At 59.0% G+C, this 22,923-nt stretch carries 20 protein-coding genes; 7 read left to right on the top strand and 13 right to left on the bottom strand.

Annotation, left to right across the window (positions count from 1 at the left end; genetic code table 11):
• Nucleotides 1-16: 16 nt before the first annotated feature.
• The 6 genes from P2081_RS07365 to hslO all read right to left on the bottom strand — a co-directional run bounded on the left by P2081_RS07365 (nucleotide 17) and on the right by hslO (nucleotide 8,107).
• Nucleotides 17-1,264 (bottom strand): class I SAM-dependent RNA methyltransferase, encoded by a 1,248-nt coding sequence (locus P2081_RS07365; protein ID WP_278922222.1) that lies wholly within the window; start codon nucleotides 1,262-1,264, stop codon nucleotides 17-19.
• 124 nt (nucleotides 1,265-1,388) lie between these two features.
• Nucleotides 1,389-3,236 (bottom strand): ABC transporter ATP-binding protein, encoded by a 1,848-nt coding sequence (locus P2081_RS07360; RefSeq protein ID WP_278922221.1) that lies wholly within the window; start codon nucleotides 3,234-3,236, stop codon nucleotides 1,389-1,391.
• On the bottom strand, nucleotides 3,233-5,071 hold the full coding sequence (locus P2081_RS07355; RefSeq protein WP_278922220.1) for an ABC transporter ATP-binding protein: 1,839 nt from the start codon (nucleotides 5,069-5,071) through the stop codon (nucleotides 3,233-3,235). The genes P2081_RS07360 and P2081_RS07355 overlap by 4 nt, the downstream gene beginning before the upstream one ends.
• A gap of 243 nt (nucleotides 5,072-5,314) precedes the next feature.
• Nucleotides 5,315-6,499, bottom strand: a complete 1,185-nt coding sequence (locus P2081_RS07350; RefSeq protein WP_278922219.1) for a CCA tRNA nucleotidyltransferase — start codon at nucleotides 6,497-6,499, stop codon at nucleotides 5,315-5,317.
• On the bottom strand, nucleotides 6,496-7,125 hold the full coding sequence (locus P2081_RS07345; protein ID WP_417700118.1) for a CoA pyrophosphatase: 630 nt from the start codon (nucleotides 7,123-7,125) through the stop codon (nucleotides 6,496-6,498). The genes P2081_RS07350 and P2081_RS07345 overlap by 4 nt, the downstream gene beginning before the upstream one ends.
• Entirely contained in the window at nucleotides 7,118-8,107 is a 990-nt protein-coding gene (hslO, locus tag P2081_RS07340; RefSeq protein ID WP_278922353.1) for an Hsp33 family molecular chaperone HslO, read from the bottom strand. The genes P2081_RS07345 and hslO overlap by 8 nt, the downstream gene beginning before the upstream one ends.
• 94 nt (nucleotides 8,108-8,201) lie before the next feature.
• On the opposite strand from hslO, the gene P2081_RS07335 reads away from it, so the two are divergent.
• The gene (locus tag P2081_RS07335) at nucleotides 8,202-8,645 is read left to right on the top strand and encodes an NUDIX hydrolase (protein WP_278922218.1); all 444 of its coding nucleotides are present in this window, start codon (nucleotides 8,202-8,204) and stop codon (nucleotides 8,643-8,645) included.
• A 35-nt stretch (nucleotides 8,646-8,680) separates the two neighbouring features.
• On the opposite strand, the gene P2081_RS07330 is transcribed toward P2081_RS07335, so the two are convergent.
• On the bottom strand, nucleotides 8,681-9,913 hold the full coding sequence (locus P2081_RS07330; RefSeq protein ID WP_278922217.1) for a PP2C family protein-serine/threonine phosphatase: 1,233 nt from the start codon (nucleotides 9,911-9,913) through the stop codon (nucleotides 8,681-8,683).
• Nucleotides 9,914-10,124: 211 nt separating this feature from the next.
• Between P2081_RS07330 and P2081_RS07325 the strand changes: the two genes are divergently transcribed.
• A complete protein-coding gene (locus P2081_RS07325; RefSeq protein WP_278922352.1) occupies nucleotides 10,125-10,445 on the top strand; it encodes an Hpt domain-containing protein in 321 nt (106 codons plus the stop codon).
• Nucleotides 10,446-10,464: 19 nt separating this feature from the next.
• On the opposite strand, the gene ilvA is transcribed toward P2081_RS07325, so the two are convergent.
• Nucleotides 10,465-11,703: a threonine ammonia-lyase IlvA gene (gene ilvA, locus P2081_RS07320; protein ID WP_278922216.1), complete on the bottom strand. Its 1,239-nt coding sequence runs from the start codon at nucleotides 11,701-11,703 to the stop codon at nucleotides 10,465-10,467.
• Nucleotides 11,704-11,775: 72 nt separating this feature from the next.
• The gene (locus tag P2081_RS07315; protein ID WP_278922215.1) at nucleotides 11,776-12,417 is read right to left on the bottom strand and encodes a hypothetical protein; all 642 of its coding nucleotides are present in this window, start codon (nucleotides 12,415-12,417) and stop codon (nucleotides 11,776-11,778) included.
• A 222-nt stretch (nucleotides 12,418-12,639) separates the two neighbouring features.
• Between P2081_RS07315 and P2081_RS07310 the strand changes: the two genes are divergently transcribed.
• From P2081_RS07310 to P2081_RS07300, 3 genes are all read left to right on the top strand, one after another.
• Nucleotides 12,640-13,866 (top strand): argininosuccinate synthase, encoded by a 1,227-nt coding sequence (locus P2081_RS07310; RefSeq protein ID WP_278922214.1) that lies wholly within the window; start codon nucleotides 12,640-12,642, stop codon nucleotides 13,864-13,866.
• Nucleotides 13,863-14,321, top strand: coding sequence for a DUF1810 domain-containing protein (locus P2081_RS07305; protein WP_278922213.1), 459 nt, complete (start codon nucleotides 13,863-13,865; stop codon nucleotides 14,319-14,321). Before P2081_RS07310 ends, P2081_RS07305 begins: the two co-directional genes overlap by 4 nt.
• Before the next feature lie 123 nt (nucleotides 14,322-14,444).
• The gene (locus tag P2081_RS07300; RefSeq protein WP_278922212.1) at nucleotides 14,445-14,729 is read left to right on the top strand and encodes an SCP2 sterol-binding domain-containing protein; all 285 of its coding nucleotides are present in this window, start codon (nucleotides 14,445-14,447) and stop codon (nucleotides 14,727-14,729) included.
• A gap of 75 nt (nucleotides 14,730-14,804) precedes the next feature.
• Here P2081_RS07300 and P2081_RS07295 read toward each other — a convergent pair whose 3' ends face one another.
• Both P2081_RS07295 and P2081_RS07290 read right to left on the bottom strand, forming a co-directional pair.
• A complete protein-coding gene (locus P2081_RS07295) occupies nucleotides 14,805-15,518 on the bottom strand; it encodes a sulfotransferase-like domain-containing protein (protein WP_278922211.1) in 714 nt (237 codons plus the stop codon).
• On the bottom strand, nucleotides 15,518-16,426 hold the full coding sequence (locus P2081_RS07290; protein WP_278922210.1) for a D-amino acid aminotransferase: 909 nt from the start codon (nucleotides 16,424-16,426) through the stop codon (nucleotides 15,518-15,520). Before P2081_RS07290 ends, P2081_RS07295 begins: the two co-directional genes overlap by 1 nt.
• 151 nt (nucleotides 16,427-16,577) lie before the next feature.
• On the opposite strand from P2081_RS07290, the gene P2081_RS07285 reads away from it, so the two are divergent.
• Entirely contained in the window at nucleotides 16,578-16,748 is a 171-nt protein-coding gene (locus P2081_RS07285; RefSeq protein ID WP_278922209.1) for a hypothetical protein, read from the top strand.
• A 214-nt stretch (nucleotides 16,749-16,962) separates the two neighbouring features.
• On the opposite strand, the gene P2081_RS07280 is transcribed toward P2081_RS07285, so the two are convergent.
• Together P2081_RS07280 and P2081_RS07275 are read right to left on the bottom strand one after the other, a co-directional pair.
• The gene (locus tag P2081_RS07280; protein ID WP_278922208.1) at nucleotides 16,963-17,835 is read right to left on the bottom strand and encodes a ribokinase; all 873 of its coding nucleotides are present in this window, start codon (nucleotides 17,833-17,835) and stop codon (nucleotides 16,963-16,965) included.
• A 5-nt stretch (nucleotides 17,836-17,840) separates the two neighbouring features.
• Nucleotides 17,841-20,096, bottom strand: a complete 2,256-nt coding sequence (locus tag P2081_RS07275) for an NADP-dependent malic enzyme (RefSeq protein WP_278922207.1) — start codon at nucleotides 20,094-20,096, stop codon at nucleotides 17,841-17,843.
• A gap of 167 nt (nucleotides 20,097-20,263) precedes the next feature.
• On the opposite strand from P2081_RS07275, the gene mutS reads away from it, so the two are divergent.
• Nucleotides 20,264-22,882, top strand: coding sequence for a DNA mismatch repair protein MutS (gene mutS, locus P2081_RS07270; protein ID WP_278922351.1), 2,619 nt, complete (start codon nucleotides 20,264-20,266; stop codon nucleotides 22,880-22,882).
• Nucleotides 22,883-22,923: the final 41 nt, after the last annotated feature.

Below are 22,923 nucleotides of genomic sequence, written 5' to 3'. Positions count from 1 at the left end.
TGGGCTGCAGCTGCGGTCAATCATTCAGGGTGAAACTGGCAACCAGTTCAGTATGAGCGGACCATCTGAACTGATCCACAACCTGCACCCAATTCAGCCGGTAACCCGCAGCCACCAGCGTTTTGGCATCACGGGCAAAGGTCACAGGGTTGCAGGACACATAGGCAATCACCGGCAGGCGCGCGGCCGCCAGCTGCGCCACCTGGGCCTCGGCACCGGCGCGCGGGGGATCAATCACCGCCGCCTCATAGTGGGCGCCAAAGGGTTTCAGATCTTCCGGCAGCAGCGGATTGCGGAACAGATCACGCACCTCGGCCTGTAGCTTCTTCAGCCCTTTGCCCTGACGCCAGCCCGCCTGCAGCGCGGCAATCATATCGGCCTCACCCTCCAGCGCGTAGACTTCGGCATTGGCAGCCAGTGGCAGTGAAAACGTCCCGCAGCCGGCAAAAAAGTCGACGATGCGCTTGGCGCCCATGGTGATTTCTTGCACGGCGGCCAGCAGCGCCGCTTCGCCATCACGGGTGGCCTGCAAAAAGGCACCGGGCGGCGGGCAGACGCGAGCCGAGCCAAAACTATGCAAGGGCGGCTGTTCCATCGCCACCTGCTCGTCCTGCCAGGTGAGGCGAGCAACCCCGTGCTGCCCCCCAAGCCCGGCCAATTCGGCCCGCAGATCACTGTCCAGCGGCTTGCCGTCACGCACCAGCACATCCAGCCCGGTTTCAGACTGGGTCAACGTTACCGATAGTGGCGTTTTGCGGCTGGCCCCCGCCATTGCCAGGGCCTCGGCCAGGGGGATGGCCGCAATCAGCGCCGGGTCCAGCAAAAGGCAATCGGGAATCGGCGTGATCACCCCAGAGGCACGGCCATGAAACCCGGCCATGGCCCCCTTTTTGGTGCGCCGGACAGCCAGCGTGGCGCGGCGACGCGACTGCGACGGAGACGTATGGATCGGGCGGAAGCTGGTCTCCAGCCCCTGTGCCTCCAGAGCATTTTTCACGATATCCTGCTTCCAGGCTGCGACAAAATCATCGCTGGCGTGCTGCAACTGACAGCCACCGCAGGATTTATAGTGGCGACAGGGCGCCTGAATGCGGTGCTCGGATGGCGTCTCGATCCGAATATCGGTCAGCTGCGTGCCCTGCCGCACACCGCTGACCTGTTCATCTGGCAGGGTACGGGGCGCAAAAAGCGGGCCGAGGGCGACACCATCGCCTTGGTGTCCAAGGCGGGTGATGGTTGCTGTGGTTCTGGCTACATCTGTCATCTGGGCTAGATAGCGACTGTCGGCCCGCTAAAAAAGGTGAAAACCCGGCCAAGGCAACAGAAAGCCGGTTTTAGTGCAAATACACAGCCCCGCCACCGATTGCCCGCCAACTCACTCGGCCAACTCACTCGGCGGCTGTGCTCTCTTCCTCATCCGTGCAGATGAAACCGCCGGACTGACGCGACCAAAACTGCGCATAAAGCCCACCCTTGGCCAAAAGCTCGGCATGGCTGCCAACCTCGGCGATTTGGCCCTGCTCCATCACGATGATGCGGTCCATTTCGCTTAGCGTGGACAGACGGTGGGCGATGGCCAGAACCGTCTTGCCATGCATGACCCGCTCCAGGGCCGACTGGATCAATGCCTCGACCTCGGAATCCAGCGCAGAGGTTGCCTCATCCATGATCAGGATCGGCGCATCCTTCAGGATTGCCCGCGCCAGCGCGATCCGCTGCCGCTGCCCGCCCGACAGTTTCACGCCCCGCTCGCCCAGATAGGCGTCATATCCCTGCCGCCCCTGCCCGTCTTGCAGATCCAGAATGAAATCATGCGCCTCGGCCTGTTTCGCCGCCGCGATCAGCTCTGCCTCGCTGGCGTCAGGGCGACCGTAAAGAATGTTCTCACGGGCAGAGCGATTGAACATCGCGGTTTCCTGCGTGACCATGCCGATCTGGCTGCGCAGACTATCCTGCGAGACCGTCGCGATATCCTGACCATCAATCAGGATCCGGCCCTCTTCCCCCTCATAGAGCCGCAGTAAAAGCGACACGAGGGTGGATTTCCCTGCGCCGGAGGCCCCGACAATACCCAGTTTTTCCCCCGCTTTGATCTGCAGGGATACATTGCGCACCCCACCCACATCGCGCCCATAGGCAAAGCCCACATCATCAAAGGTGATCTGCCCTGCGGCCGCCGACAGGGGCGTCGCTTCGGGGCGATCTTCAACCCGATCCGGACGGCTGAGGGTCTTCATGCCGTTTTCAATCTCGCCAACGTTTGAATAGATCGCCATCAGGGTAAAGCTGACCCAGCCGGTCATCTGTGCAATCCGAATGGAAACCGCACCAGCAGCCACGATATCGCCCTCGGTGGCGGATCCGTCGCGCCACAGCATCAGCGTCGCACCAATCAGCAAGACCGGCAGCAGCCCCGCCAGCGTCATCAGGCAAAACCGGAAGGTTGCCGCCAGATAGCCAAACTCCAGCGCAGTCTCGCGGAATTGCACCATCGCATCCTGGGCGCTGCGTTCCTCATGGTCGGCATGGGCAAACAGCTTGACGGTTTTGATATTGGTGATGGTATCCACCACCTGCCCCGAAACCATGGCCCGTGCCCCGGCCCGTTTGCCCGACCGCTGCCGCACCCGCGGCAAGAACCAGCTGATCATGGCAAAATAGCCCAGCAGCCAAAGGCCAAACAGCAGCGTGATGCGCAGATCGATTGCCCCCAACAAGGCCATCGACCCCGCCAGAGATGCCAGCGCAAAGGCCACCACGTTGATCACTTCGGTCGCCACCGAGGTCACCGCCGAGGCCGTCTGCATCTGTTTCTGCGCAATACGACCCGCAAAATCATCGTCAAAGAAGCGCACCGACTGACCCAGGGTCCAACGGTTGAGCCGCGACAGTACCAGCGGATTCACATTGGGCTGCACCACAATCGCATTGGACGCCGCCGACAGGCCAAACAGCACTGGCCGCAGGATCAGGAAAAAACCCAATGCGCCCAGAATGACCACAATATTGCCCATGGTGAAAAACTGCTCTGGCCCGCTTGCCAGAGAGGTATCAATCACCAGCCCCAGGATATAGGCGGTGCCGGCCTCCATCGCGCCGGCCAGGGCAGAAAACCCCGCCGCCAGGATCAGCATCGGCCAGGCACCCGACAGGCACCACATCATAAAGGCGCCCAGGGTATTGGGGGGGGCGCCCTTGGCGGGCTGAAATGCGTCGATGAGATTGCCTATCTTCATTCTGCTGCCTCGATATTCAAAAACCCACCAGATTGCCGGGCCCAAAACTGGGCGTAGAGCCCTTGGGCCTGCAGCAGATCCACATGGCAACCCTGTTCTGCAATCCGGCCCTGATCCAGTACCAAAATGCGGTCCATCTGTGCGATGGTGGACAGCCGATGTGCAATTGCAATCACCGTCTTGCCCTGCATCATCCCATAGAGCGTCTGCTGAATTTCGGCCTCGACCTCGGAATCCAGTGCCGAGGTGGCCTCGTCCAGCAGCAGGATCGGCGCATCCTTTAGAATCACCCGCGCCAAGGTCACCCGCTGGCGTTGCCCGCCCGATAGCTTCACGCCACGCTCGCCCACATGGGCATCATAGCCGCGCCTGCCCTGGGGATCTTCGAGATCCAGAATGAAATCATGCGCCTGCGCCTGTTTGGCGGCAGCGATGATATCCGCCTCGCTTGCATCAGGGCGGCCATAGAGCAGGTTATCGCGCACTGATCGGTGCAACAGGGCGCTGTCCTGCTGCACCATGCCGATGGCGCTGCGCAGCGAATCCTGCGTGACATGGCGAATGTCCTGATTATCTATCAGGATTTGCCCGGCATCGGGGTCGTAAAACCGTAAAAGCAGCTTGACCAGCGTTGACTTGCCCGCGCCAGATCGCCCTACAAGGCCAATCTTTTCCCCAGGCTTGATCGCCAGATCAAGGTGATCCAGACCGCCGGCCTCGCGGCCATAGTGATGCGACAGATCCTTCAGCACAACCGCGCCCTGTGTCAGCTGTAGCGGCTTGGCCTCCTTGGCATCCACCAGATCAATCGGTTGCGCGATGGTCTCCATCCCCTCGGCCACTACGCCAAGCTGGCGGAAAAACGACGTCAGCGCCCACATGATCCAGCCGGTCATCGCGTTCAGCCGCAGGGTCAGCGCCGTCGCCGCCGCCACCACCCCGGCAGAGGCCGCGCCAATCATCCACAGATGCAGGGCCCAGCCCACCACACCCACAATCAACAGCCCGTTCAAGGTAACGAGAACAGCATCCATCACAGTGAAAATCCGCATTTCCTGCTGAAAGGTCTCGCGGGTGTTTTCAATTGCCTCTTTTGCATAGGATAGTTCACGGTCGTCATGGGCAAACATCTTGACCGAATGAATATTGGAATAGCTGTCCACCACCCGGCCCGTTACGGTTGAACGCGCATCGGACGCCGCCTGGCTGGCCGGCCCGACGCGCCGGATCGTCCAGCGCACCAGCAGCGCATAAAAGCCAAACCAGACCAAAAGCGGCAGCATCAGCCGCGCATCGGCCACCATCAGCATGATCGCCGCGCCAACCAGATAGGCCAGCGAAAAGGTGATGGCGTCAAAAACCTGAAACACCACCTCGCCCGCTGCTGGCGGCGTTTGCATGATGCGGTTGGCAATGCGGCCGGCAAAGTCGTTTTCAAACCACGACACAGACTGGCGCAGCACATGTTTATGGGCGCGCCAGCGGATCAGGGTGCCGAAATTCGGCAGGATCGCATTATTCAGCAACAAGACATCAGCCAATTGCAGGATCGGCCGCAGCAGCAGAATGAACAGCCCCACCAGGATCAGCTCTGTCCCGTGCTGCTGCCAGACCTGCTCGGGCGTCTTGCTCAGCAGATCCACCACCCGGCCCATGTAATAGATCAGGCCAACCTCGATCGCCGCAACCACCACCGACATGCAGGCCGTCAGTATGAAAACCATGCGAAACGGCACAGTATAGGCCTTTAGAAAGGGCCATAGCCGGGTCGGCGGTTGGTCCGTTTCGCGATAGTCGCAATAGGGATCAACAAGATTTTCAAAAAAGCGAAACATCGGAAGTGCGCTCCAACGGATGTGATCAAATGAGACGTGCAGTATTGCAGATAAGGCGTGATACGATGCCCGCCAAGGCGCGGGCGCGATAACCTTAGCTGGACCAAATGCAGTGGTGCATATGCATCCCACCCGGCATAAGTGTCTTGGCTCTGCTCCGGATACTTAAAATATCTCTGACTGTCACCCCCGGCTAGGCCCCGCAGCTACGCCCCGGTGGTTTCGGTCTGGGGATGCCGCGCGTTATTTCAACCGCTGCAACAGGTCTTCGCGGGTCAGCTCAAAGCCGGACTCAATCCAGGCCTGCTGCAATTTCTTCAGCGCAGCGCCAAGCGCGGGTCCAGACAGATCCGGCATCAGATCCGCCGCCACAACCGGAAAGACAGCCGCAGCTCCGCGCGCCAGATCAGGCTCTAAATAAGGGGAAACCGGCTGTTCCATCAAGGCTGCGCGCAACAGACAGGCAGATCGTGCCATGTCAGATCCCAACTGATAGCTCAGCTTGCTGGCCCTGTCGGAACCAGTCGCAGCGCTGCGCAGCTGCTGCAATCGGCGCGCCTGCGCCTTGCTGAGGCGCAGATAGGGCAGCAACTCTTCGCCGCCCAGCGCCGCCAGTCTGCAGATAGGATCGGGTTTTATGGCAGCCCCAGGATTATCCTGGCACTGCACATCCTGCAGATGAACCAGCGGCGCCAGGGCGCGATCATGGCTGCCGGGCAACACCTGCCCCAGCACCCCCAGCTGGCGCATCACCGCAATCGCCGGGGCGGGATCAGCGGCAGCAAGCAGTTTCAGCATTTCGCTGCTGACCCGTTCAAGTGAAAGCTGCGACAGCCCTTCCAGATTATTCGCAATCGCCGCCAGAGCATCAGGATCAAACCCCGCCTGGGCATCGCCATACCAGGCGTGAAAGCGAAAATACCGTAGGATACGCAGGTAATCTTCGCAGATGCGATTCCCTGCCGTACCGATAAAGCGCACCCGCCGGGCCTGCAGGTCAGCCAGCCCCTGCAGCGGGTCAACCAGGCTGCCATCGGGGCGGGCATAAAGCGCATTCATGGTGAAATCGCGCCGGGCGGCGTCCTCGGCAATATCTTGGGAAAAGGCCACGACAGCGCGGCGACCATCGGTGGTCACATCCTTGCGAAAGGTGGTCACCTCATGCGGGATATGATTGGCCACCAGCGTCACGGTGCCATGGTCGATCCCGGTGGGGATCGCCTTGATCCCCGCCGCCTGCGCCAGGGCCAGCACCTCTTGCGGCGTGGCATCAGTGGCAATGTCGATATCCGAAACCGCCACCCCCATCAGCGCATTGCGCACACAGCCGCCGACAAAATAGGCCGCCGCACCCTGTACCGTCAGCGCCGCGCAGACCTGCTGCGTTGCCGGATTCTGTAACCAGGGCTGCGCCGCAAGAGAGGTCATTTCTGCATCACTTTAGCAAGGTTGAACAACATCCGCGCGGTGGCGCCCCAGATGTAATAGGGCCCAAATGGCACGGTATAATAATGTCGGCGGGTGCCGCGCCAACTGCGCGCAGTGACGGTATATTTTGCCGGATCCAGCAGATGCGACAGCGGCACGGAAAAGACTTCGGCAACCTCGCCGACCTCTGGCCGGATCTCAAAATCTTCATGCAGCAGCGCCACCACCGGGGTCACCTGAAAGCTGGTCACGGTTTCATGGCTGGGCAGCTGGCCGATAACATCGGGCAGGTCTTGCGGCAGGCCAATTTCTTCCCAGGCTTCGCGCAGGGCCGCGGCGATCACATCGGCGTCGCCTGCATCAACCTTGCCACCGGGAAAAGCGATCTGGCCAGGGTGGTGTTTCAACGCCGACGACCGTTTGGTCAGGATCACCCGTGGCTGATCAGCCTGGGCCAATGAAATCGCCACCAAGACCCCGGCCGGACGCAGCCTGCGCGGGCGAGGCACCACAAGATCGGGGTTGAGGTCAAAATCCGAAGACCCGGCCTGCCCTGCCTCGCCCGCCTGCCCCTGGGTCTGTGACTTGGACAGGGCGGCCTGCAATGCCTGCCGCAGATCAGTCACCTGTTGCGGTTTCCGCTTCAAAGCCAACGCTCGCCGGGTCCAGATCGTAATGGGCGCTACAGAACTGGCAATCCGCCGTGACACGGCCCTCGTCGGTGGTCATGGTTGCGATGTCCTTCGCCGAATAGATCGACAGGCTTTGGCGCACGCGTTCTTCAGAACAGGTACAGCCAAAATGCACTGACTGGGCATCATAGACCCGTGGCTGTTCTTCGTGGAACAGGCGCAGCAGCAATTCGGTTGGCGTGACCGAGGGTCCGATCAGTTCCAGCTCTTCGACCGTGGCCATCAAGGTATTGACCCGGTGCCAGTTCTCGGCGGCTTCGCCTTCAACAAGATCCTCTGGCTGAAGCGTGGAGCCCGTGCCCTCGGCTCCGCCCGCCACAAACGGAGAGGCCTTGGGCATATGCTGCAGCATCATGCCGCCGGCACGCCAATGTTCTGCCACACCGGGACTGGACGATTTGCCAAAGCTTAGGCTGAACACCGTCGGCAATTGTTCTGACTGGGCAAAATAGGCACCGGCACAGGCCGCCAGCGACGGCCCGTCCAGGGCAGCAATGCCCTGATAGGGTGTGGTATCTTCGCCCTGGTTAATCATCACCGCAAAATAGCCCTCGCCCACCTGATCAAAGGGGGCTGCATCGGTCAACCGATCCGCATCATAGCTGGCATAGGCGCGAATGCGTGCGGGATCGCCCTCTTTTTGCGGCGCATAATAATCAGTGGCGATCATCCGCACCGCGCCTTTGGACTGAACCTGCAGCGACAGTTTCCAGCGCAGCTTCACCGTCTGGCCGATCAAGGCGGTCAGCAGGGCCATCTCGGCGACCAGGGCTTCGACCTGCGGCGGGTAATTGTGCTGTTTAAGGATACCATCCAGCGCAGAATCCAATCGCACCACACGACCGCGCATATCCGACGCATCAAGCTGAAAGGGCAGGACGGTATCGTCCCATGCGATTTTTGATCCAAGCGTCATTTTTGATCCAAGAGCCATGGGGGTTTCCTTAAGCGCCGAGGGTTGGCATATCGAGCCTATATAGGGTTTTCCACAATAGAGTGAAGGGGGCGATATGATCAGACGATTCGGAGAGCGGCCACAGCTGGGTCAAAACTATCGCATGCGCCCCGGTGTCTATGCAATTTTGCCCCGTGATGGCCAGGTCTTGCTGACCCGCCAGCTAGAGCCCGGCCCGGAAATCCAACTGCCCGGAGGCGGCATTGATCCAGGCGAATCGCCCCTTCCGGCGCTGCACCGCGAAGTGTTTGAGGAAACCGGCTGGTCCATTGCGGCCCCCCGGCGGCTGGGCGCATTTCGCCGCTATACCTTCATGCCGGAATATGACCTCTGGGCCGAGAAGCTCTGCCAGATCTATGTCGCCCGCCCCCTGCGCCGGTTGGGCCCACCCGCCGAAAGCCAGCATCAGGCCGTCTGGTTGGCACCACAGGATGTCATATCCTGCCTGGGGAATCCGGGGGATCGGCATTTTGCGCAGCAGTATTTCTGCAAGCGCTAGCGCGGCGCGATTTTCGCGCCGTTTAAGACCCTAAATCAGGGACCTTCGAATTCAAACAGGGTCGCAGAGACGTCATCTTCCAGCCCGTGTTCCGACGACATGATCTGCGTCAGGTTCCAGTATAGGTCATCCAGGAATTCCTTGCCGCTCTGGCCCCGATCACATTTGTCGATCAGGTCCAGCAGCCCCTCTGTCTCCAGCATCTCGCCGTTTTCCAGCCGCGCCTCGGTGAAACCGTCGGAATACAGCAGTAGGCGATCGCCTTTTTCCAGGTGGATTTCTTCTTGGCTGTGGCTGATATCCGGCACCAAACCGATCGGCACACCGCCCTTGCCAAGGAATTCGGTGGTGCCATCACGGCGCAGCAATAGCGGGTGCGGATGTCCGGCCTGCACCATTTTCAACAACCCATTGCGCAGATCGACGATGCAATAGGCCATGGTGAAATATTCTTCGATGCCAGTATCCGCAATCAGGCGCGCGTTCAGCAGCCGCGCCACCTCATCCGGTTGCCGCAGGGCATAGAACCGCTTGAATCTCTGCTCCATCCCGACGTTCTGATCATAATAGGTCGAAGAGAGATAGCCGCCCAGACGGGCCGTCATCATCGCCGAGGTAATGCCATGCCCCGACACATCAATCGAATAAAAGCCAATCTGATTCACACTGGGGCAGAACATGCCAACCAGGTCACCGCCGATATGGCCACAGGGCTTCAGCAACAGGCTCACCGTGGAAGAGCCAAACTCTTTCGACAGCTCCGGCACCAGTGATTCCTGGATTTTGCGGGCCTGGATAAGATCCTTGTCGATGGCGTCATAGACGCGCTGCAATTCGTCCAGCGTGTCGGAAACGATACGATTCTTTTCCGACAGCTCTCGCTGCATGCGCAGGATACGTTCACCGGCAGAGATCCGCGCCCGCAGCTCATCCGAACTGACTGGCTTGGTCAGGAAATCATCGGCGCCGGCATCCAGACCTTCGGCAACCTCGTTCTTTTCGCTCTTGGAGGTCAGCAGAATGAAATAGCCGTAGTTGTCTTTGGATTGTTCGCGAAAGGCCTGACAGAATTCCAGCCCATTCATCCCCGGCATCATCCAATCGCTGAGAATCAGGTCCGGCGGCTCTTGGCGGCAAATCTCCATCGCAGCCTCGCCGCTGTCTGCCTCGACGACATCGAACCCCCACTTTTGCAAGGAGGCAACAAGTATCCGGCGCTGCAAGCGGCTGTCGTCGACAACCAGCACACGGCTAATCGACCCGCTCATGGCGTGTTCCTCGTTGTCCGATGAACTGTCTTGCAGCACCCTTGGTACCTCATAAAAAATGATCGCGGCCTTATCACTGCTATTATTATCCGTGCAGACCTTTAATACGATGTGAACGTGAAAATTTGTCCTGTTGTCGATTTTTCATCATAAGTTTACTATATATAGCCAAGCTAACCTCCGCAAACTGAAGGCAAACAGGAACACGACGATGATAAATTGGCCTCGGGTAAAAGAGTTGAAAGACGAAATTGGGTCCGATGGATTTGACGAAGTTGTGGAACTTTTTTTAGAGGAAGTCGACGAAATTATTGAAAAGCTGCGCGGTGAAGATCGCGGCCAGCTGGAACAAGACCTGCATTTCCTCAAGGGATGTGCCTTGAATCTTGGCTTTGACCGGTTCTCGGACCTTTGCCTCAAAGGCGAACGCCAAGCAGCCGGGGGCGCAGCAGATACTGTCGATCTGCCTGGAATTCTGGCAAGCTTCGATCAGTCAAAGCAGGTCTTCCTGGCAGAAGTTTCCGACCATTAATTGCCAGTAGAATTCTGTATTAAATCAAGAATTGCGCCAGTGTCTCATCACTGGTGATATCTGTATAGGACATGCCCGCAGCATCCAGGCGGGCAAAAAAGTCGGAAAAATTCTCTGGCCGCTTGGTCTCTATCCCGATCAGGACCGAGCCAAAGTTTCGGGCCGATTTCTTCAGATATTCAAACCGCGCGATATCATCCTCTGGCCCCAGCATGCCAAGGAACTCTTTCAAAGCGCCGGGCCGCTGCGGCAGACGCAAGAGAAAGTACTTTTTGACGCCGCTGTAACGGAGTGCCCGTTCCTTGACCTCTGGCAGGCGTTCAAAATCAAAATTCCCGCCCGAGGTGATACAAACAACCGTCTTGCCGCGGATCCAGGACCGCAGATCGCCCAGCGCCTCAATCGCCAAAGCGCCCGCCGGCTCCAGCACAATCCCTTCAACATTCAGCATCTCGATGATGGTGGCGCAGACCCGATCTTCTGCCAGGGAAATGACATCCGGTAACAGCACATGTTTCAGCGCCTCATAGGGACGCGCACCAAGGCGACCCACCGCAGCGCCATCGACAAATGTATCCACATGGTCCAGCGCCACCGGTCGCCCGGCAGCAAGTGCAGCACGCAGGCAGGCGCCGCCAGCCGGTTCGACATAAAGACTGTGCACCCGATCACCAAACCAGGTGGTGACACCAGCGGACATGCCACCGCCGCCCACTGGCAGAACCACATGGTCCGGCACCCGGCCCAGCTGCGCCTCGATCTCGACCGCGATAGAGCTTTGCCCCTCAATCACATCCGCATCGTCAAAGGGCGACAGGAAATGCCCACCTTCACGGGCGCACCAATCCTGTGCAGCGGCCAGCGTGACGTCAAAGTAGTCGCCAACCAGATGGATCTCGACATTGTCACCGCCAAACATCCGGGTTTTCTGAATTTTCTGCTGCGGTGTCGTCACCGGCATAAAGATCACGCCCATGACGCCCATATGTTTGCACATGAAGGCCACGCCCTGCGCGTGATTCCCCGCCGAGGCGCAAACAAACAACTGCTGATCAGGCTGTTTGCGCATGGCGTTAAAGGCACCACGAATCTTGTAGGATCGCACCGGGCTCAGATCTTCGCGCTTGAGGTAGATATCAGCCTCGAACCGTTCAGACAGATGCACATTGCGCTGCAATGGCGTTGCGGGAAAAACATCGCGCATCGCTGCTTCGGCGGCACGGGCGGCAGTATGAAAAGGGGTGTCTGGATTGCTCATGCGCTATTGAGTGACCCAAGCCAGCCCCCAAGGCAAGGGGGCTGGCTAATGTCAGGCGTAAAGCAGCCCCGATTACAGCGACCGCCCCTGGATACTGATGCCATATACAGTGGTCAAAATACTGATCCCAACCATGGTATAGGCCCATTGCAGCGCAGCAATCGCCGCCAGCCCCAGCGTAATGCTCAGCGGAATCAGCACAAAAGCCGCAACAACCCCGATCGCCACGGCCGACAAAGCCAAGAACAATACCGCCATCAAGACGGCCCCCGAAATCTGTGCCGTGGCTTCCCAGGCTTCTTTCACGCCCAGCTTTTCACCCAGGGCCGCCGCGGGCAACAAAGGCGACAACCGGTAGAACATCCAGATTGCCACAACAACCAGCGCAAACAGCAACACGAAAAACACTGGCATCAGGTTATAGGTAACCATTCCGATCACTGCCCCAGCAATGCCAACAAGCAGCCCGATGCCAAGACCCAACAAAACTGCAGTAAAGAAATAGGCAAGCATACGCATGCCATGAAACGGCGGGATAGGACCGGATGCCTCCTCTAGCAGTACATAGCGATGCCAGGCGACGGCAACCCAGACACCGGCAACCGCCATGGCCAGCTGCAACAGGATATCCGCACCAGTTACCTGTTGCGCCGCAGCAAAATCACCGCTGACGTCAGCCGAGCTGCCGAAAATGAACCCCAAAACAGTGATCAAGATCAGCGGCCAGGAAATCCGAACCGCATCACTAAAATTATGTTTCAGCAAGAAAACTGAATGAGAAAAAATCTTCCAACCTGTCACGGCCAACACCCCACGAAAGAACTGCATATATTTTGTCACGTTATGCGAGTGTATAGGAAAGGAAAACCCCGCCAAACCTTGCCCTCGCACGTGAAACCCGGTATCGCCCAGTCGATCTGACTGAGAGGAAATTCCATGTCCGCGCCCAAGAAAGTTGTGCTGGCCTATTCCGGTGGCCTTGATACCTCAATCATCCTGAAGTGGCTGCAGACCGAATACGGCTGCGAAGTTGTCACCTTCACCGCCGACCTTGGCCAGGGTGAAGAGCTGGAGCCCGCCCGCAAAAAGGCAGAGATGCTCGGCATCAAACCGGAAAACATCTATATCGAAGACGTCCGCGAAGAATTCGTGCGGGACTTTGTCTTCCCAATGTTCCGCGCCAATGCGGTCTATGAGGGTCTCTACCTGCTGGGCACCTCAATTGCGCGGCCGCTGATCTCCAAACGTCTGGTGGAAATCGCCGAAGCCACCGGCGCCGACGCGGTTGCCCATGGCGCCACCGGCAAGGGCAACGACCAGGTTCGCTTTGAACTGGCCGCCTATGCGCTGAACCCCGACATCAAGGTCATCGCGCCCTGGCGCGAATGGGATCTGACCTCGCGCACCCGCCTGCTGGAATTTGCCGAGGCAAACCAGATCCCCGTGGCCAAGGACAAGCGCGGCGAAGCCCCCTTCTCGGTGGATGCCAACCTCTTGCACACCTCTTCCGAGGGCAAGGTGCTGGAAGACCCCGCCGAAATGGCACCCGATTATGTCTATCAGCGCACGGTTAATCCCGAAGATGCACCAGACACACCCGAATTCATCGAAATCGGCTTTGAAAAAGGCGATCCCGTCTCCATCAATGGCGAAGCCATGTCGCCCGCCACCGTGCTGACAGCGCTGAACGAATATGGCCGCAAGCATGGTATTGGCCGCCTCGATCTGGTCGAAGGCCGCTTTGTTGGCATGAAATCGCGTGGCATCTACGAAACCCCCGGCGGCACCATCCTGCTCGAAGCGCACCGCGGCATTGAATCCATCACCATGGACCGGGGTGCAATGCATCTCAAAGATGAGCTGATGCCAAAATATGCAGAACTCATCTACAATGGCTTCTGGTACAGCCCCGAACGCGAAATGCTGCAAGCGGCAATCGATGCCAGCCAGGGTCATGTTACCGGCACCGTGCGTCTCAAGCTCTACAAAGGCATGGCCTCGACCGTTGGCCGCTGGTCCGATCATTCGCTCTATTCCGAGGCCCATGTAACCTTCGAAGAAGATGCCGGCGCCTATGACCAGACAGATGCGGCGGGCTTCATTCAGCTCAACGCGCTGCGCCTGAAACTGCTGGCAGCCCGTGATCGTCGGTTGAAAAAATGAGCGACTTTGACGACATGGACGGTGATTTCGAAGACGACTTCGAAGAAGAGCTGGAGATGTTTGTCGAGGCCCAGGATACCGTTTGGCCGGATGTCCTGGCAGAGCTGAGCGCGGGTAAGAAGACGGGCCACTGGATGTGGTTCGTCTTTCCCCAGCTGGCCGAACTGGGCCAGTCACACATGGCGCAGCTCTACGGTATCGAAGACCTGGCAGAGGCCACCGCCTATCTGGGTAACGACACCCTGCGCACCCGCTTGGTTGAAGTCAGCCAACTGATGTTGACCCATCAGGGGCAAGAGGCCGCCAGCATCCTTGGTGCAACCGATGCCAAGAAACTGCGATCCTCGATGACATTGTTTGCCGCAGTTCCCGGCGCGCCCGATGTCTTTGCCGAAGTTCTGGCAATCTTCTTTGCCGCCAGCCCCTGCGACGTGACGCTTCAAGCCATCGCCTGAACGACGAAACAGGCTCTGATTCTGGGCATTTTTCCTTTTGCCCTGCCCCTGCCGCCCCGTCAGGCTTGTCGGCTATCGCGGGCTGGCCTATCCCTTTGTGTGACATTCCAAGGGGACAATCCGATGGTGCTACAAGACATTGCAAACGGCATTTCTGACGGGCTTCACGGTAAGACCTTTGAAGGATCTCTGAAATTTGACTGTGGCAAAGATGGCGTCATCATTCTGGCCGATGGCTGCGCTACAACAACGGATCGCGACACCGATTGCACCATCAAACTCACCCAGGATAATCTGATCAAACTGCTCACAGGCAAGCTCAATCCGATGACCGGGGTGATGATGGGCAAGTTGAAAATTTCCGGCGATATGACCACCGCAATGAAGCTGGGAAAACTGATCGGCTGATCTATTTCATCTTACCATAAATACCTTGGGGGGAGCGCCCCCAGGCGCGGGGGGCAAAGCCCCCGCAAATACCTTTCAGATCTTTTGCGCCTTCATCGCCTCATAATAAGGCAAAGCTGCATCCAACACTGGACGCAACGTATCAGGCACTTGCGGCAATGGACCTTCAGCACCGGCAAAACCCGTTGAATTCCACACGGCACCGTACCAGACAGGGGCCCAGACGCCATCATCCGGGTGGCCGCCCTTGGGCCAACTCAGCATCTTGGGCGAAGGCGGCAGGCCAATCGCATCGCAGAGCTGCGGAAGCTTGGCACCAGGGTCTTCGCGGATGTCGTGACTATCCACAACCACCGGCACCTGCCCCCAGCTTTGGCACAGCTCAAACAGCTCTGCCTGTTGGCGAAAGCCAATATCATCCAGCGTCGGGTTCTCTCGTTTCGCCGCATAAGAGGCGATGACCCGTGCCGGATGGCGGATCAGGAAGACATTTGTGACCTCACGCATCCAATCCCGCGGCACCCCGGCGATCATGTGCTGGGTCATATGCTTTTGATAGAAATAGGGCTTGGCCGCAGGCACCGGTCCCAACAGGGTCTTTGCCACGGCTTTGGCATCCTGTGGTTGGCTTTCCAGGATTTCTGCCTGCATCGGATGTGTCAGGCCCGTCATGGCCAGATAGGCCGCATAGAAGGGTTCATCCACCACCGCGCAATCACCACGATTGCCAAAGGCATACATCATTGCCGTCGACAGGTTACGCGGGCCGGACCACATGGCGATCCGCATCAGGCGCACTCCGCTTCGATCATGTCCTTGTACAGCGCACGAATACGCTTGGTCACGGGTCCCATTTCCCCGCTGCCGATCTGGCGGCCATCAATATCCCCCACAGGGGTCTGCGCACCAAATGTACCGGTCAAGAAAGCCTCATCGGCGCCGTAGGTATCCACCAGCGAATAGTTGCGTTCAAACACCGGAATATCATTGGCACGGCACAGGTCGATGACCTTTTGTCGGGTAATGCCATTCATGCAGTAGTCCCCGGTCGACGTCCAAACGGCACCGCCGCGCACAATGAAAAAGTTGCAAGCATTGGTGGTGTTCACAAAGCCGTTCACATCCAGCATCAGCCCTTCGTCCGCACCGGCCTTCTCCGCTGCGATACAGGCCAGGATGCAGTTCAGTTTGGAATGGGAATTCAGCTTTGGATCCTGGGTCATCGGCAGCCCACGCAGATGCGGCACGGTTGCCAGCCGGATGGGGCGCGGCAGGTTGGGTTTTGAATGTTCCATGATGATCACCATGGTCGGCCCCTGCTGCGACAAGGACGGATGCTGGAACGGCCGTGTCTTTACCCCCCGCGTCAGCATCAGCCGGGCATGGGCATCTGTGGTCATGCCATTGGCCTTTTGCGTCTCTAATATAGCATTTTTCACGCCATCTCGGTCCAAACCGATGTCCAGGTCAATCGCCTTTGCGGCCTCGAACAGACGATCAAGATGGGCGTCAATAAAGGCCCATGTGCCATTATACAGCCGCAGCCCTTCCCAGACCCCATCGCCCAGCATGAAGCCGCTGTCATAAACGCTGACCGTTGCCTCGGCCTTGGGCACGATTTTACCATTCAGATAGATCAGGATCTCTTCGTTGCGCTGATCTTCTGCAGCCTGATGGGTGCTCATTTTTTCTGACATGGTATCCTCCGTTTGACGGCACGCTAGAAGGATTGGATCCAATTTCCAAGCGGTAACTTGCCCTCACCTCTGCGTGAGATTTGATGTCACCGGGTTGCGGCAATACCGCTGCCGCCGCAGAGTACGGAAATACTGCAAGATGGAGGGTGCAATGCCCCATTTGAACACTGTGAAACCCATCGCGCTGACCCTGTTTATGGTGTTGGCCCTGGTCCTGCGCAGCCATGAGGCAAAGACCCAGGCCATAGAGGCATTGACCGTCGTGGGCAGCTGTTTCTGGTGCGTTGAGAGCATTTTTTCATCGGTAACAAGCGTCATTTAGACGCTTGTCGCAGCCATGCAACGCGCCATGCCCAATTTACGTGACACGCTTTGGGACATCCCTGGTGCCATCGGCAGTGTGTGATGACGGGCTATCCCCACCAAAGACCATTACCAAACCTGTGAGGACCCCGATGGGGCCAGCCCCCTCTTGCGCCCAGGCGCAATTCACCCCCGGGATATTTCGAGCCAAATGAAGGCGCGACGGATCTGCGTCAAAAGCGGGCGTTCTGCACCTCTTTCAGATCGGGAATCACATCAGCTGTGCCGTGACGCATCACCATCAGGGCAGCCGCACGAGCCGCCAGCGCCAGAGCCTGTGGCATGGGCAAGCCGCGATCCAATGCGGATAGAACATAGCCCGTGAAGGTATCACCGGCCCCGGTGGTATCGATAGCTGTAACTGGCAGGGCCGGTACATCCTGCACCAGAGACGTCATGCTGCTGTAATGACGCGCCCCACGGGCCCCCAGCGTGACAATCACATCCGCGATGCCGAGCCCATCGGGGGCCTTGCCGGTGGCCTGCTGCAACTGCTGTGCCTCCACCTCGTTCAGGAACAACAGATCGAGAAAGGGCAGCAGGGCCTGCACTGCCTTTGCGTCGAACGGGGCGGCAGCATAGGCCACTTTCAGACCTAGATCTTGTGCCATCTGCGCCGCCTGGGCCTGCATGTTTGTTTCATTTTGCAGCACCAGCATGTCGCCAGCATTTGCGGCGCTCAGTGCCTGACCGATCTGATCCTGGCCGATGGCCCGATTGGCACCGGGAAACAGGATGATCTGGTTTTCGCCGGAAGGGTCCACAGCGATTATGGCATGGCCAGTGGGCTGGTCGAGACTGGCTATATGGCGGGTATCGACGCCATATTCCATCAGCCGTGCCACCGCCCAGCCGCCTTCGGGGCCAACCGCGCCAATGTGATGCACCACCGATCCAGCGCGGGCGGCGGCGACCGACATATTGGCCCCCTTGCCACCCAGAAACTGGTCCAGCCCGGTGGCCGCAAGGGTTTCACCCGCGCCGGGTAGGTGCGGCAGGGCATAAACCATATCTGCATTGATGGACCCGAGGTTCCATATTGCCATGTGATCTACCCGATATTGCAGGCCGCCAGAACGGCCATGTTCAGCACGTCATTGGCGGTGGAGGTGGTGGAGCAAATCTGGATCGGCTTATCCACGCCCGAAAGGATGGGGCCAACAACGGTCGCACCGCCCATTTCCTGCATCAGTTTCACCGAAATAGAGGCCGAGTGCCGGGCCGGCACGATTAGAATATTGGCCGGACCAGTCAGGCGCTGGAAGGGATAGGCGTCTTGCGCGGCAGCGTTGAGCGCCACATCAACGGTCATCTCGCCTTCATATTCAAAATCCACCCTGCGGCGGTCCAGCTCGGCTGGAGCCAGGTGCATTTTTTCGGCCCGTTCCGAAACCGGATAGCCAAAGGTCGAGAAGCTGACAAAGGCCACCCGAGGCTCCAACCCCATATGGCGTGCCACACCAGCGGCACGTTCGGCAATATTGGCCAGGTCGTTTTCATTGGGCCATTCATGCACCAAGGTATCGCCGATCAGCACAATCCGCCCCTTGTGCAAGAGTGCGGTCACCCCGGCGGCGCCATGGCTGCTGTCGGCGTCAAACACATGGTTGATCTGATCCAGAATATGCGCCGATTTGCGTGTCGCACCGGTGACAAGACCGTCCCCATGGCCATGGGCCAGCATCAGGGCAGAAAACACATGCCGGTCGCGCCCGACCAGGCGGTGCACATCCTTGCGATCAAAACCTTTGCGCTGCAAACGCTTGTAAAGAAAGTCTTTATAGACTTCAAAATGGCTGGTGTTGGCGGCATTGACGATCTCAAGCTCGCGCACGGCATCGCCGAGACCGGCGGCTTCCAACTTTTGCTTTACGTCTTCATTGCGCCCCACCACCAGTGCCTTGCCAAAGCCAGACCGCTGGTAGTTGACAGCGGCGCGCAGCACCCGTGGATCATCACCTTCGGCAAAGATCATCCGGCTTTGCGCGGAACGCGCCCGTGCGTTGAGACCGCGCAGGATAGAGGCAGTCGGATCCATCCGCCCCTTCAGACCAACCTCGTAGGCCTCCATGTCGATAATCGGGCGGCGCGCAGCACCGGTATCCATGCCCGCCTTGGCCACGGCGGGTGGAATACGGTGGATCAGACGCGGATCAAAAGGCGTGGGGATGATATAGTCGCGACCAAAGGTCAGCGATTTGCCATAGGCCAGCGCCACCTCATCCGGCACGTCTTCGCGCGCGAGAGCGGCCAGCGCATGGGCGCAGGCGATCTTCATTTCGTCATTGATGGCGCGGGCGTGGATATCCAGCGCCCCCCGGAACAGATAGGGAAAGCCCAGCACGTTGTTGACCTGATTGGGATAATCGGACCGTCCAGTGGCCACGATGGCATCAACGCGCACCTCGTGGGCCTCTTCCGGGGTGATTTCCGGGTCAGGGTTGGCCATGGCGAAAATGACCGGATTGTCGGCCATGGATTTGACCATATCCTGGGTCACCGCACCCTTGACCGATACGCCAAGGAAAACATCGGCCCCCTCCATCGCCTGCTCCAGGCTCCGCAGGTCCGTGGTTACAGCATGGGCCGATTTCCACTGGTTCATGCCCTCGGTCCGGCCCTGATAGATCACGCCTTTGGTGTCGCAGACGATGCAGTTTTCGTGCCGCGCGCCCATGCGTTTCAGCAGTTCGATGCAGGCGATACCAGCCGCCCCTGCCCCGTTCAGAACGATGCGCACGTCTTCGATCTTTTTGCCCGAAATATGCAGCGCATTGATCAGCCCTGCCGCACAGATCACCGCTGTACCGTGCTGGTCATCGTGGAACACCGGAATATCCATCTCTTCCTTGAGCTTCTGCTCAATGATGAAACATTCAGGTGCCTTGATATCTTCGAGGTTGATGCCGCCAAATGTTGGCCCCATCAGGCGCACGGCTTCGATGAATTTATCCGGGTCTTCGGTGTCCAGCTCGATATCAATCGAATTCACATCGGCAAAGCGTTTAAAGAGAACAGATTTGCCCTCCATCACCGGTTTCGACCCTAGCGCGCCAAGATTACCCAGACCCAGAACCGCCGTGCCGTTTGAAATTACCGCCACAAGGTTGCCCTTGTTGGTATAGTCATAGGCAGTTTCGGGGTTGGCGGCGATCGCCTCGCAGGGGACCGCCACACCGGGCGAATAGGCCAGCGACAGATCGCGCTGCGTCGTCATCGGAACGGTGGCATTGATCTCCCATTTCCCTGGCGTTGGATCCAGGTGAAAGGCGAGGGCTTCTTCATCAGTGATCTTTGCTTTGGGCATCGTATCCGTCGTTCTTTTTCCAAGGGCGCTGGAACTTCATAGCCCAGCCCGTGGGTTGCCACAACGACTATACGTTTTCACCTTTCGTCGCAGGTCGGCGGTTTGTATGGTCGCCCGACAAAACCCACCCCGATACGCGGAGATCTCTTTTGGCCACAGTCACGCCGATGATGGCGCAATACCTCGACATCAAGGCACAATATCCGGATGCGCTGCTGTTTTACCGGATGGGCGATTTCTACGAGATGTTTTTTGACGACGCGGTCAATGCCGCCGAAGCGCTGGACATCGCCCTGACCAAACGCGGCAAGCACAACGACCAGGATATCCCGATGTGTGGCGTGCCGTTTCATGCCGCCGAAGGCTATCTCTTGACGCTGATCCGCAAGGGTTTTCGCGTGGCGGTGGGCGAACAGCTGGAAACCCCCGCCGAAGCCAAGAAACGCGGCGGAAAATCGGTGGTCAAACGCGATGTGGTGCGGCTGGTCACCCCCGGAACCCTGACAGAAGATTCCCTGCTGGAAGCGCGACGCCATAACTTTCTGGTGTCATACTGCGTGTTGCGCGACGAGGCAGCCCTGGCCTGGGCCGATATCTCCACCGGGGATTTTCACGTCATGCCGATCAGCCAGCTGCGGCTGTCGCCAGAACTCGCCCGCCTTGCGCCATCCGAACTGATCGTCGCCGAAGGCACCTCCTATGACGCGGCAGCCCCCCTGGCTAGTGAATACAAGATCCCCCTGACCCCGCTGGGCAAGGCCAGCTTTGACAGCACCGCCGCAGAAAAGCGCATCTGCAATCTGTTCTCCGTCAGTGCGCTGGAAGGTTTTGGCACCTTTTCCCGCGCCGAAATTTCCGCCATGGGGGCGCTGATCGACTATCTGGAAATCACCCAGAAGGGCAAATTGCCACTGCTGCAGCCGCCGCAACAGGAAGCCCAAGATCGGGTAGTGCAGATTGATGCCTCGACCCGCGCCAGCCTTGAACTCACCCGCTCTCTTTCAGGGGGGCGGGCAGGATCGCTGCTCGCAGTGGTCGACCGCACCGTCACCCCCGGCGGCGCCCGCCTGCTGGAACAGCGGCTCTCCAGCCCTTCGCGCAGCCTCGATGTAATCAATGCCCGCCTGGCGGCACTGGATTTCATGGTGGACCGCGACCAGCACTGCGAAGAGCTGCGCAGCGCCCTGCGCAAAACCCCCGATCTGGACCGTGCCCTGTCGCGCCTGGCCCTGGATCGCGGTGGCCCCCGCGATCTGGCCGCAATCCGCAACGGATTGGCCCAGGCCAGCGCCATAGCTGCATCCAATCACAACCAAGAGCTACCGCCGCTCATTGCCAGCGCAACCCAGGATCTGACTGGCTTTGACGCCCTGCTCGATCTGCTTGACAGCGCCCTGATTGCCGAACCACCCCTCTTGGCCCGCGATGGCGGTTTCATTGCGGCAGGCTATGACGACGACCTGGATGAGGCCCGCACCCTCCGCGATGAAGGCCGCTCTGTCATTGCCACCATGCAACAGACCTACGCCAGTGAAACGGGCATTGCCTCGCTCAAGATCAAGCACAACAATGTGCTGGGTTATTTCATCGAAACCACCGCAACCCATGCGGACAAGATGCTGTCGCCGCCGCTCTCCGACAAATTCATCCACCGTCAAACCACCGCAAATCAGGTGCGCTTCACCACGGTAGAACTCAGCGAGATCGAAACCCGCATCCTCAACTCTGGCGGCCGTGCGCTAGAGATCGAAAAGCGGCTCTATTCCAGGCTATCTGCGGCAGTTCTGGATCAAGCCCCCCGGCTGAACACCGCAGCGCGGGGCCTGGCAGAACTGGATCTTGTCTGCGCCCTTGCCGATCTGGCACGGGGCGAAAACTGGGCCCGCCCCAAGGTCGACACCTCGCGCACCTTTGACATCACCGGCGGGCGTCACCCGGTTGTGGAACGCGCCCTGCGCCAGCAGGGCGGCGATACATTTGTCGCCAATGACTGCAATCTCAGCGCCACAGATGGCGCCGCCGTCTGGCTGTTAACCGGCCCCAACATGGCCGGTAAATCGACTTTCCTGCGCCAGAACGCCTTGATCGCCCTGCTGGCCCAAATGGGCAGCTATGTGCCATGTGAAACGGCCCATATCGGGTTGATCAGCCAGCTCTTCAGCCGCGTCGGAGCCTCGGATGATTTGGCCCGTGGCCGCTCCACCTTCATGGTCGAAATGGTCGAAACCGCCGCCATCCTCAACCAGGCTGACGACCGCGCCCTGGTCATTCTCGACGAAATCGGCCGCGGCACCGCCACCTATGACGGGCTCTCCATCGCCTGGGCCACCCTAGAACACCTGCACGAGGTGAACCGGTCCCGGGCCCTCTTTGCCACCCACTACCACGAATTGACCCAGCTCTCGAACACACTCAACGGTGTCGAAAACGCCACCGTCGCGGTCAAGGAATGGGAAGGCGAAGTGATTTTCCTGCACGAGGTCACCAAAGGCGCCGCTGACCGGTCTTATGGTGTGCAGGTGGCACAATTGGCCGGCCTGCCTGCCAGCGTTGTCGCCCGGGCCCGCGATGTGTTGAATATGCTGGAAAAAGGCAGCCGCGAAGGTGCCGGTGTCAAAATCCAGATCGATGACCTGCCACTTTTTGCCGCCGCCCCACCGCCACAGGAAAAAGCCCCATCAGGCCCTTCCCCGGTGGAACAGCTGCTGTCAGAAATTCACCCGGATGAGCTAACACCACGTGAAGCCCTAGACCTGCTCTACCAACTGAAAGACACAGCAAAATAACAGAAGGCGGCCCACAAAGCCGCCTTTCTCTTCATCTTACT

Origin of the sequence: Pseudophaeobacter profundi (assembly GCF_029697505.1) — a bacterium.
Classification (GTDB): domain Bacteria; phylum Pseudomonadota; class Alphaproteobacteria; order Rhodobacterales; family Rhodobacteraceae; genus Pseudophaeobacter; species Pseudophaeobacter profundi.
This window is presented reverse-complemented; position numbering and strand designations above follow the sequence as displayed.